This is a genomic window from Halorubrum sp. SD612 (genome assembly GCF_002135005.1).
The window spans coordinates 1-10,817 of sequence record NZ_NEWI01000099.1 but is presented as its reverse complement, the minus strand read 5'-3'; the positions used below and the strand labels follow the sequence as shown (position 1 = coordinate 10,817).

The following is a 10,817-nucleotide window of genomic DNA, read 5'->3' as shown; positions in this document are numbered from 1 at the left end:
GGCGGCGGGGGAGAGGGGGGCGGAGGGACGCCGGGAGCCGGCAACAGGCCGGGGGCGGAGGCGAGGGGGGACGCCGCGGGCGGCCGGCGGCGTGGCCGCCGGCGACGAGGCGGGGGAGGCGGGAGGTGCGGTCGCTGTGCGGGGCGGGACTCGAAGGGGCGGGCGCGAGGCGGGCGCAGGCGACAGAAGGACCGCAGGGCGGGAGCGAGTGAAACGAGCGACTGACCGAGGACCGCAGCGAGCGAGCGCCCGCCTCGCGGCCGGGGGTTCGGTGGTGATCGTGTCGATCAGCTGCTTATAAATGATATTGTCGTACGGCCTCGGAGCCGGGGTTTCGAGCCGATCCGGCGTTGGGTCTCGACCGCGTCTCGCTCGCGGAGAGTCGTCGTGCGATCGACTCACACCGCGATCCCGCAACCGCCACGCTTTATTAATCCGGCCGAGTACCCGCGACATGGACCAGTTGCGGCAGTCGCTCCTCGACGCGCCGATCATCGAGAAAGGCGAGTACCAGTACTTCGTCCACCCGATCAGTGACGGCGTCCCCATGCTCGAACCGGAGCTGCTCCGGGAGATCGTCATCCGGATCATCCGGAAGGCGGAGCTGGAGAACGTCGACAAGATCGTCACCCCCGCGGCGATGGGGATCCACATCTCCACCGCGCTCTCGCTGATGACCGACATCCCGCTCGTCGTCATCCGGAAGCGCCAGTACGGCCTCGACGGCGAGGTCCCGCTGTTCCAGGAGACCGGCTACTCCGAGTCGGAGATGTACATCAACGACGTGGAGGCGGGCGACCGCGTCCTCGTCCTCGACGACGTGCTCTCGACCGGCGGCACGATGAAGGCCATCCTCGACGCGCTCACCGACGAGGTCGGCGCGGACGTCGTCGACGTCGTCGCCGTGATCAAGAAGGCGGGCGAGAACGAGCTCGACGAGACCGACTACAACGTGAAGACGCTGATCAACGTCACCGTCGAGGACGGCGAGGTCGTCGTCGTCGACGCGCAGGGCGACGAATAGGTCGGTAACTGTCGACCCGGGGGGACCACCTCGAAGTTTCTACTCGCAGGTTTATTAGTAGTCGACGACGGACCGGCGGTTAACACCTCCAAAGCCCCGCCCGGCACCGCACCGCGCCTCACGCCTCCCCAGCCCCGTCGGGCGCGTCTGTCGGACTCCCTTCGGTCGTCCTCGTCGCGCCAGCGACTCCCTCGCACGCGCTTCTCGCGGCCGCCGAGGGCGGCCGCTCGACGGCGCGCGCCGGCCGCGACCGTGACGTTTGCTTATAAACCCGACGCCGCCCTTTGGCGCTGCCGGGCGCGGGCGTCTTTTATATCGAGGTCCTCAATGGCGGACTACACATGACTGACGCGTTGTTCGTCGTGAGCGAGGAGGGGTACTGGGCCGAGGAGTGTATCGAGCCGCTGACGACGCTCGAATCGGAGGGCGTCGACGTGACCGTCGCGACGCCGTCGGGGTCGCCCCCGGTCGTCGACGAGCGCTCGCTCGACCCCGAGGCCGCGGGCGGCGAGGAGCGAGTCGCAGAGCTCCGCGAGGTCGACGAGGAGCACCCCGAACTGAACGATCCGGAACCGATCGCGACCGTCGACGCCGACGGCTACGAGGCGGTCGTCTTCCCCGGCGGCCACGGCACCGTCTGGGACGTGAACCAAGACCGGCACGCCCGGCAGCTGCTGCTCGACGCGGTCGCTGGCGACGACGGCGTCGCCCTCGTCGTCTGTCACGCCGTCGGCATCCTCGCGTTCACGCGCGAGGCCGACGGGACGCCGCTCGTCGAGGGGCGCGCCGTCACCGGCTTCCCGAACGACTGGGAGGACGGGATCGTCGACGACCACGACGTGATGCCGGACGGCCGGAAGCTCCCGTACTGGGTCGAAGACGAGGTCCGGCTGGCGGGCGCGGAGTGGGACGCCGAACTCGACGCCGACACCAGCGTCACCGTCGACGGCGACCTGATCACGGCCCGCGGCCCGGGCTCGTCGGCCGAGGCGGCGGAGACGCTGCTCGGCGAGCTCTGAGCGTGCCCGATGCGATCACGCCGAGCCGAGCCGGTCGGTGTCGGCCAGCGACACCGCGACGAACGCGGCGGCGCTCGCGATGACGCCGGGGACGACCGGGTCGACCGCGGTCAGCGATCCGAGCCTGTCGACCGTCCACACTTCGGTGAGGACCTGCCACGCCGTTGCGGTGACGAACCCGACCACGACGCCGGCGAAGGCCCCGTCGCCCGTGGCCGCGTCCCAGTGAAGCCCGCCGAGGACGGGAACGAACAGGGTCGACCCGAGCACGGACGTGTAGAGCGCGACGATGAGCTGGACCACCCCGCCTAACGGACCGGGGTTGACGGCGAGAGCGGCGGGGACGACCGCCGCGCCGACGGTCGCGATCCGGCTGACTCGCCGCACGCGCGCCGGCGTCGGCTCCGGGACGAGGCCCAGGGCCGGCAGCGTCCGCTCGTAGATGTCGTGGGCCACGGCCGCCGACGTGACCAGCAGCACCGAGTCGACGGTGCTGAGCACCGCCGCGACGACCGCACCGAGCAGCAGCAGCCCCACCGCGGGACCGAACAGGTCGAGCGCGAGCCGGACGACGGACGCGTCCGGGTCGGCCAGGCCGGGGAACCGGACGCGCGCGAGCAGCCCCAGCGTCAGGATACACACGGCGATGACGGCCTGGATCGCGATGGAGATCGGGATCGCCCGCTTGACCGTCTCCGGGTCTCGCATGGCGTAGACCCGCGAGAGTTCGTACGGGGCCACCGCGATACCGAACCCGAACGACAGCGCCAGCCCGGTCGTGAGCGCTGGCGCCGAGGTGCCCGACAGCAACGCCGGGTCGATAGCCGCAGCCGCGTCGATGAGCGCCCTCGCGCCCCCAGTCTCGGCGACTCCGACGACGGCCGCCGCCGCGACGCCGAAGAGGAGGGCCGTGACCTGAACCGCGTCCGAATAGATGCTCAGCCGCATCCCACCGACGAGCGTGTACGAGAGCGCGACCGCGGCGAACGCCGCGATGCCGAGGACCCGCGGCACTCCGAAGACGGCGTCGAGGATGACCGCCCCGGCGACGTACTGGGCGGTCGTGTACACGAGGTAGATGACGCTGACGAGGGCCGCGGTCGTCCCGCCGACCACCTCGTTGTCGCCGTCGAAGCGCGCCGAGAGGAACTCCGAGACGGTGATCCCGCCGCGGGCGCGCAGGTGCGGCCCCACGAACAGCAGCGACGCGACCCAGCCGGCCCAGATGCCGAGGCACACCAGGCCGAAGCTCACGCCCACGGCGTAGTGGATCCCGATCGTGCCGATGAGCGTCCCCGCGCTGACCTGCGTCGCGGTCAACGACATTGCACCGAACACGCCCCCGATCCGGCGGTCGGCCGCGTAGAACGACTCGGCGTTCGACGCGTCGGCCTCGCTGTGCGCCTCCGAGGAACCGATCACGCTACTAACCTGCCCGAGCGAACGAATAAGCGATGTCCTCAGTTTCGCGGCAAAAGCATCCGATATTATATACAACAGTTATTATGCGATCGCGTCTCGTGTGAACGCATGTCTATGGCCGACCGGCCGCCGATACGCGTCCTCTGCGTGGACGACGAGCCGGGGTTCGCGACGCTCACCGCGGACGTCTTGGACCAACAGCACGACGACATCAGGGCCGTCGGCGTCACCTCCGCCGAGGCGGCGCTGGACCGGCTCGACGAGTCGACGTTCGACTGCGTGGTCAGCGACTACGACATGCCCGACGTCGACGGCCTCGAACTGCTCGACGCCGTGCGCGAGCGCTACCCGTCGAAGCCGTTCATCCTGTTCACCGGGCGCGGCAGCGAGGCCATCGCGAGCGAGGCGATCTCGTCCGGCGTCTCCGACTACCTCCAGAAGAGCGGCGGCCAAGAGCAGTACGAGCTCTTGGCGAACCGGATCCGAACGTGCGTCACGCGGCTCAGGGAACGACGGGACCGCGAGCGCGTCGAGGACTGGTACTCGCAGCTGTTCGAACAGCGGCTGATCGGCGCGGGGCTGTCACAGGACCGGAGCTTCGAGCTGGCGAACCGCCGCCTCGCCGAGATGCTCGGGATGCGGCGCGACGAACTCGTGGGCGAGCCGGTGTCGTCGATCGTCGCCCCGCACGATCGGGACCGAGTGGTCCGGGCGATCCGACGGCGAGAGTCCGGCGACGACGACCGCGTCAGATACACGATCGACCTCCTGGCGGCGGACGGCTCCACGTTTCAGGCGACGGTGGTCGGGAGCCGCGTCACCTACCGGGGCGAGCCCGCGATCCTCGGGCTCATCCAACCGACTGGCGCGGACGAGGCGGCGGCCTCGCAGGCGGTCCGCAGCCGCATCGAGGCCGCGAGCCGGATCCTCTCGCGCCCGCCGTCGGAACTGGACGCGCCGCTCCTGTCGACCGCGAACACGCACCTCGCCGAGGTCCTCGGAGCGCTCGACACCGGCGACTCGTCGCCGACTACCCCCGATCCGACCCGCCCCGTACAGCTCTCCGACGCCGTCGGCGAAGCGGTGTCACAGGCCGGCCTCTCGGCGACGGCGACCGTGACGGTGGACCCGGACGGGTCCATCGACCGCGACCGCGGAACCGTCGTCCTCGCCGTCCGGAACATCCTCCAAGCCGCGCTCGACGAGGCGGTCGACGCGGTCGCAGTCGACGCGCGAACGACGGCCGACGGCTTCCGAGTGCTCGTCCGCGACCCGCGGTCCGAGTCCGCCGAGGAGTGCTGCGTCGCCGAACTACCGTTCGACGTCGGCCTCGCCGGCGACGCGATGTACGGGATCGACCTCTTCATGCGGCGGATCCCGGGTGGCGTTCGCTGCGACGCGGTCGTCGCGGAGCGGTGAGTCGTCGGGCGACCGCTCAGCGGATCACGAACGCAGGCTCTTCGATCCGTTCGCTCTTACACTCGGGGCACCGTGACGGCTCGTTGACCGGATCGTCGAAGCCGTCGAACCCGCACTCGCGACAGGTCGGCGGCGCGACGAGAAACTCCTCGTCGGCCCCGCCGTCCCTTTCTTCGGATCCGCTCTCGTCGGTAACGGACCGCGAGACGTGTTCGAGGTGTTCGTACACCGTCGGCGTCGGCAGCGACAGCGTCGCCGCGAGGTCGCTCGCGGTCCGCGGTTCCTCGCGGAGGGCGTCGGCGATCCGCTGGCGAGTCGTCTCCATACCCGACGTTCGACACGGGCGAGTAAAACCGCCCGGTCGGCGTCCGACGCCGACACGGGCACAAGAGGTATGTCACCGGAGTGAGAGCGGGAGAGTATGAAAGCCGTCGTACTCGCGGGTGGCTACGCGACCAGGCTCTGGCCGATCACCGAACACCGGCCGAAAATGTTCCTCCCGGTCGGGGAAAACACCGTCATCGACGAGATATTCGAGGACTTGGAGGCCGACGACCGGGTCGACGAGGTGTTCGTCTCGACGAACGAGCGCTTCGCCGACACCTTCGCGGAGTACCTCGACGACAGCCCCTTCGAGAAGCCGACGCTCTCGGTCGAGGAGACGGTCGAGGAAGACGAGAAGTTCGGCGTCGTGGGAGCGCTCGAACAGCTCGTCGAGCGGGAGTCGGTCGACGACGATCTGATCGTCGTCGCCGGCGACAACATGATCAGCTTCGATCTGGGCGACTTCGCCGACTTCTTCGAGGACAAGGGAACGCCGACGCTGGCGGCCTACGACGTGGGCGACCGCGAGCGCGCGAAGTCGTACGGCCTCGTCCAGCTGGACGGCGACGAGGTGGTCGACTTCCAGGAAAAGCCCGACGACCCGGAGTCGACGCTCGTCTCCATCGCCTGCTACGCGTTCCCCGCCGAGACGCTCCCGAAGCTCACCACCTACCTCGAAGACGGCGAGAACCCCGACGAGCCCGGCTGGTTCCTCCAGTGGCTCCAAGAGCGCGGGGCGGTCAACGCGTACACCTTCGACGGCGCGTGGTTCGACATCGGCACCGCCGACAGCTACCTCGACGCGGTCGAGTACGCGCTCGACGGCGGGACGCTCGTCGACGACGACGCGACCGTCGAGGGGAGCGACCTGGGCGACGTGGTCCACGTGATGGGCGGCGCGACGGTGACCGACTCGACGCTCGACCGCGCCGTCGTCTTCGGGGACGCGACGATCACCGACTCCGAGGTCCGCAACTCCGTGATCGACACGGGCGCCACCCTGGAGGGAGTCGACCTCTCTGGCGCGCTGATCGGCTCGCACACCTCCATCACCGAGGGCGACGAGTTCTGACCGCTTCGGGGCGACCGCCGTCTCAGTCGTCGACGCCGGCCTGCGCGTGCGTGTGGTGATAGCAGTCGAACGCGGGGTCGCTGCCGTCGGTCGCGGGGTAGAAACAGACCCGTTGGTAGCGCTCGTTGTCGAGCAGGTTCGCCACGAACCCGCCGGTGTGTCGGGAGACCGAGTCGTACGGGTCGCCGCAGGCGGGACAGTTCGCCGGCGGATCCTCGGGAACGTACATGCGGCGCGGTGGTCGGAAGTACGTCCCCGAGCCGGAAAACGACCGCGCCGAGCGGCGGCGGTCGGAGCGGCTCAGGACCCGTTCGAGGAGTCGCCGCTCCCGCCCTCGACGCCGAGCGCGTCGAACAGTTTCCGCCGGACCGCCTCCTCGGTGAGGTGGAGGAGCGTGTCGCGCTTGTCGCCGCTCGCCTCGATGCCGGTGAAGATCCCGAGCGGGATCTCGAGCGACCCCTGCGTGGAGTGGCCGGCGGCGTCGCCCATCTCCGAGAACGCCTCGTCGAGCACGTTGCCGATGTTCAGCCGGATGTCCTTCGAACGCGCTGCGAGGTAAATCTTCTCGTCCGCGATGCCCAACACGGCCGTCGTCGTGATCCCCTCTAGGTTGAGGAGGTGTTGCGCGGCCTGCGCGAGCGCCTCGCGGTCACGGATGAACCCGGCCGTCGAGAAGAGGTGGCTCCCCTGGACCTCGCGGTTCTGGATCGCCTCCGCGAGCACGTCCAGCGTCTCCGGACTCATCGACGGTGACTCCACCTGTTCGAGCGTGTCGTGGTTCGCGAACGGGTGGAGGTACGCCGCCGCGGTCAGGTCGGCGGGCGTCGTGTCCCGCTTGAAATCCAGCGTCTCGGCGCGGATACCGTAGAGGAGCGCGGTCGCGACCGCCTCCGAGGGCGACTGGTCGAACTCTTGGAGGTACTTCGTGAGGATCGTCGACGTTGAAGAGACGTTGGTCCGCACGTCGACGAAACGGGCGTCGAACGGCACCTCGGCCTCCAAGTGGTCGAGGTAGATGTCGACCGACACGTCGAGATCGAGGTCCTCGGCGGCGGCCTTCGCGAGGTCGACGGCCGCGATCGTCTCGTACTCGGAGAGCGGCGAGGCCTCGCCGCGGGCGAGCAGGTCGATCCCGAGGAGGTTGACGAACGCCCGGTTCTCTTGGTGGCCCACGTCGCCGGAGTAGATGATGTCGGCGTCGACGCCGAACGCCTCCGCGATCGCCTGGAGCGCGGTCGCGGACGCGATCGAGTCCGGCTCGGGGTTGTCGTGCGTGAGGATGGCCATCCGGTCGCCGCCGTCTTCGATGATCTCCGCCAGCTGGCGGGCCATGTACTCCAGCTCGCCGGTCTCCAGCGACTGGAGGGCACTGTCGGCGATCACCGTCGAGGGGTTGATCACCACGTCCGCGCCGCGCTCGCGCAGCTCGTCCTCGCTGACGGGGTCGGAGGCCCGGGCCACGAGGTAGTGGTCGCCGCCGGTCTCTCTGACCGCCGAGACGGCGGCCTTGTTCGCTTCCACGTCGCTGGCGAGGATCAACACGATGTCGCGGTCGGCGAGCTCGTCGACGACGTCCGGCTCGGCGATGTCCTGGACGCGCGCGTTGAGGTCCTGGTCGCGGAGCGCCTCGACGCGGCTCTCGTCGCGGTCGAGGATGAGGACGTCCTTCCCGCGCTCGGTCAGTTCCTCCGCGACGGCGTGACCGACGCTTCCACAGCCGAGGATGGCGTACCGGGTCCGCGCGGATCCGGATGCCCCACTACTCATTGGAGGGATTTCCGCGGCACGACACTTAACGAGTGCGCTCTCGGCGTCGTCCCCCGGCCACGAGGTCGCCGAGTCCGGCGGCTTCGCTCCCGAGAGACGCGTTCGGGTCCGAACGCGATACCGTCGCTTTCGTGCGATTGTACCGGCGTCCGCCGAGCGCCGACGGGGTCGAATGAAAAGGCCTTTTAGCGTGACCCGGGTACGGACTTGTGAGGGCCGGTAGCTCAGTTAGGGAGAGCGACGGACTCTTAATCCGTCGGTCGCGTGTTCAAATCGCGCCCGGCCCGCTTTCTCAACGACGGATACCGAGTCAGACTGTCAGCGGCTGAACTGTCTACATCTACGGATTAGAGCCATTAGAAGGTTCGGGAACATCCCGATAATCGGCGTCAGTTCGTTTCGTATGTGGTGCGGCCCGATGCTATACCGGAGTTACGTCTTAGCCGAGTTCAGTCAGCTCATCCATCACCGGATACGATAGCATTGAGTGCGCGTATGGGGCCGCCAAATGGTGAGGCTCTCAACAAAGACTACGAGGAGAGGAGTTCGGGACGAAGTAGTTCGTTTCTTCAACCAAATCTCACCCGCAACTCCAGGGTTTGAGCGCCCAAGACTGCCATCAATTTCCTATTTTATTTGCTGGAATGTCGGCGCAGTCTGTATCTTTCGGTATCTATTTCACTCTGGACGTTGTTCACTAAGTGAAGGCAAATTCTCGCGGAACTCTCCACCCAGCCAGTTACAACCGCCGTGTTTCCTTCGGCTGGTTCGAACGCATTGAGGCGAGAGTAGAACGAACCGCAGAGAAACTTCTACCGCAACTCGAAATATGACTACAGATTCAATCTCGAACAGCGACGGCTTTGATGAATCGACTGATTTTCCGAACAGGGTAACTACCGACGAAGCACGCGATCGTCTCGAAGAGAGACTATTCTCGGCGATTCAAGCCGGAGAGAATACGCTCATCGACGCGCCCACTTCGCTCGGTAAGACCTATCAAGTCGCAACGACACGATGGCGAGACTATCCCGAGATCACTGGCGGTGAGCCGGTCATCCATATCCACCAGACAACTGAAGCGCGGAAAGGCGCTGTCGAAGAAAGTAGAGCGGAAACCGGTGTGGAGTGTCGCGTGCTACGTGGTCGAACTGACGCGTGCCGTGTAGCCGCAGGAGACTACGACGACGAACTAACCGCTCCAAATGGCCACACACCTTCAGAGTGGTTCGACTGGATGTGTGATGTGCGCAATGTCACATTTCAGAAGGCACACCGCCAGCTGTCGAACTACTGTGATCTACCCTGTGGGAAGTATTGCGACGCTGTCACTCAGTGGTGGGATATTTCAGACAGCGATGATGGACCAAATTACGACGTACTACATACAACGGCGAATTTCGCTCATGTTGACGACCTCATTGAGGGAGCGAATGTGATCTTTGACGAACGTCCGGAGTACGGACTCACGTTCTCGGATCAAGAGCGGATACAATTCCAGAGGGCGACAACTAACCTACTTGATCATCGTTCCGACGTACCCCGCGCGATGATCGATCTCAAGTCTGCTGCTGTTCGTGACCGGCCTGAGTTGCAAGCAGAACTTAGGGCGCACTTTGAAGACAAGGTTGATGAGGAGTGGCTATTCGGACGAGGGGAAACGCATCGATTGGCTCCGGCTATCGGACGTGCTATCCTCGATTCGAAGGAAGTCTGCGCAGGACGCTACCACGGACGAGACGGTCGAATTGAGGTTGTGATGGATGGTCTGAGCGGTGATATTCGACACATCCAGCATACCCCAGACCTCTCACAAGCCCGCTGTATAATCGGTCTCGATGCGTTTCCGTCGGAAACTCGGTGGCGAATCAACACGGTCGACGACCTTTCGCAGGAGAATGTGTTGACTCCCGCTGAACGTAAATGGTGGCGAAGAAACGAAAGGGGGCTGGAAATCAAGCAACTCGGAGAGGCGACTCGTTCATATACGCAGGGCTGGGGAGAGGGTGCCGGCGAAACACGAGCAAAAGCGGTCGTTCAGAAAATCCGGCAACTACACTGCGATTCTTTCCGTTCGTGTATCTCTCCGAGTAGTGTTGAGCAGGACGTTCGACAGATGATGGCTGACGCAGGTATCGAGAAGCCGAAGGCGATGCACTACGGTGAACAAAAGAGTCGAAACGATTTCTCGAACGACTCAGCTTTGAACGTTGTCTTGTTGACACTATTGGGCCAGAAATCGGAGGAAAAGACGTTCTACGAGGAGTGTACGGTATCGGTGGAACAGGAGAGTGATTCACAGAGGATAATGAAGGCAGCGTTCACGGCGTTTGAACCTCCAGTGGAGAGCGGAGCGTCTGCGGCTGAACTCTCTTTTCCATGCTCATACCGTCTCAGCCGCCATTTTCGGTCCATTGAGTGTTAGATACTCAACGTTCAAAGCTGAGTAAACAAGAAAACGGTATCTTTCGACGACGAGACTATTCCCAAAGACGTACAAGAACGCTTAGAAGATCTCGGTTATGCGTGAGTAATTAAAACCGGTTCTTCAAGAACAAGCGTACACGCTCTTCAGTAGACTGGCGGAACCAGGAGCATTAGTGCCTCTGGCCCGGCAAAAGCGGGTATGCATGAAGACCGTCTTGCCTTCGGCCAGAGGCTATCGGAACTTGCGGAACTTGGGGTAATAGAATTTCGGGCCGAGCCGCTCGACGCCATCGTCGAGCGGCGTCTCAAGACGATCTGGGAAGAACGCTCCTGTCCACACTGC

The 10,817-nt window shown here is 65.5% G+C and carries 9 protein-coding genes, 1 tRNA gene and 1 pseudogene; 7 read left to right on the top strand and 4 right to left on the bottom strand.

The genetic code is table 11. From position 1 onward, the window contains the following. The first annotated feature begins 454 nt into the window (after positions 1 to 454). Entirely contained in the window at positions 455 to 1,024 is a 570-nt protein-coding gene (gene hpt / locus B9G38_RS11510) for a hypoxanthine/guanine phosphoribosyltransferase (protein ID WP_086220464.1), read from the top strand. Between the two features lie 341 nt (positions 1,025 to 1,365). Beyond that, positions 1,366 to 2,043: a type 1 glutamine amidotransferase domain-containing protein gene (locus B9G38_RS11505; RefSeq protein ID WP_049929685.1), complete on the top strand. Its 678-nt coding sequence runs from the start codon at positions 1,366 to 1,368 to the stop codon at positions 2,041 to 2,043. 15 nt (positions 2,044 to 2,058) lie between these two features. Here B9G38_RS11505 and B9G38_RS11500 read toward each other — a convergent pair whose 3' ends face one another. Further along, positions 2,059 to 3,465 (bottom strand): sodium:solute symporter, encoded by a 1,407-nt coding sequence (locus B9G38_RS11500; RefSeq protein WP_086220463.1) that lies wholly within the window; start codon positions 3,463 to 3,465, stop codon positions 2,059 to 2,061. Between the two features lie 108 nt (positions 3,466 to 3,573). On the opposite strand from B9G38_RS11500, the gene B9G38_RS11495 reads away from it, so the two are divergent. Then, positions 3,574 to 4,884 carry a response regulator gene (locus B9G38_RS11495; protein WP_086220462.1) on the top strand — a complete coding sequence of 437 codons (1,311 nt, stop codon included), beginning with the start codon at positions 3,574 to 3,576 and terminating at the stop codon, positions 4,882 to 4,884. A gap of 16 nt (positions 4,885 to 4,900) precedes the next feature. On the opposite strand, the gene B9G38_RS11490 is transcribed toward B9G38_RS11495, so the two are convergent. Then, positions 4,901 to 5,209, bottom strand: a complete 309-nt coding sequence (locus B9G38_RS11490; protein WP_049929682.1) for a transcriptional regulator — start codon at positions 5,207 to 5,209, stop codon at positions 4,901 to 4,903. Positions 5,210 to 5,305: 96 nt separating this feature from the next. On the opposite strand from B9G38_RS11490, the gene B9G38_RS11485 reads away from it, so the two are divergent. Next, positions 5,306 to 6,280 (top strand): sugar phosphate nucleotidyltransferase, encoded by a 975-nt coding sequence (locus B9G38_RS11485; protein ID WP_086220461.1) that lies wholly within the window; start codon positions 5,306 to 5,308, stop codon positions 6,278 to 6,280. Positions 6,281 to 6,302: 22 nt separating this feature from the next. Here the strand turns inward: B9G38_RS11485 and B9G38_RS11480 are convergent, their stop codons facing one another. Continuing rightward, complete coding sequence (locus tag B9G38_RS11480; RefSeq protein ID WP_049929680.1) at positions 6,303 to 6,509, bottom strand: hypothetical protein; 207 nt, start codon at positions 6,507 to 6,509, stop codon at positions 6,303 to 6,305. A gap of 71 nt (positions 6,510 to 6,580) precedes the next feature. Then, positions 6,581 to 8,047, bottom strand: a complete 1,467-nt coding sequence (locus tag B9G38_RS11475; protein WP_086220460.1) for a DHH family phosphoesterase — start codon at positions 8,045 to 8,047, stop codon at positions 6,581 to 6,583. A 213-nt stretch (positions 8,048 to 8,260) separates the two neighbouring features. On the opposite strand from B9G38_RS11475, the gene B9G38_RS11470 reads away from it, so the two are divergent. From B9G38_RS11470 to B9G38_RS17840, 3 genes and pseudogenes are all read left to right on the top strand, one after another. Continuing rightward, positions 8,261 to 8,334: transfer RNA gene (locus B9G38_RS11470), tRNA-Lys, on the top strand. 542 nt (positions 8,335 to 8,876) lie between these two features. Next, positions 8,877 to 10,472 (top strand): hypothetical protein, encoded by a 1,596-nt coding sequence (locus tag B9G38_RS11465; protein WP_198945679.1) that lies wholly within the window; start codon positions 8,877 to 8,879, stop codon positions 10,470 to 10,472. Between the two features lie 201 nt (positions 10,473 to 10,673). Continuing rightward, a pseudogene (locus B9G38_RS17840) lies at positions 10,674 to 10,817 on the top strand (IS1595 family transposase); the annotation flags it as partial.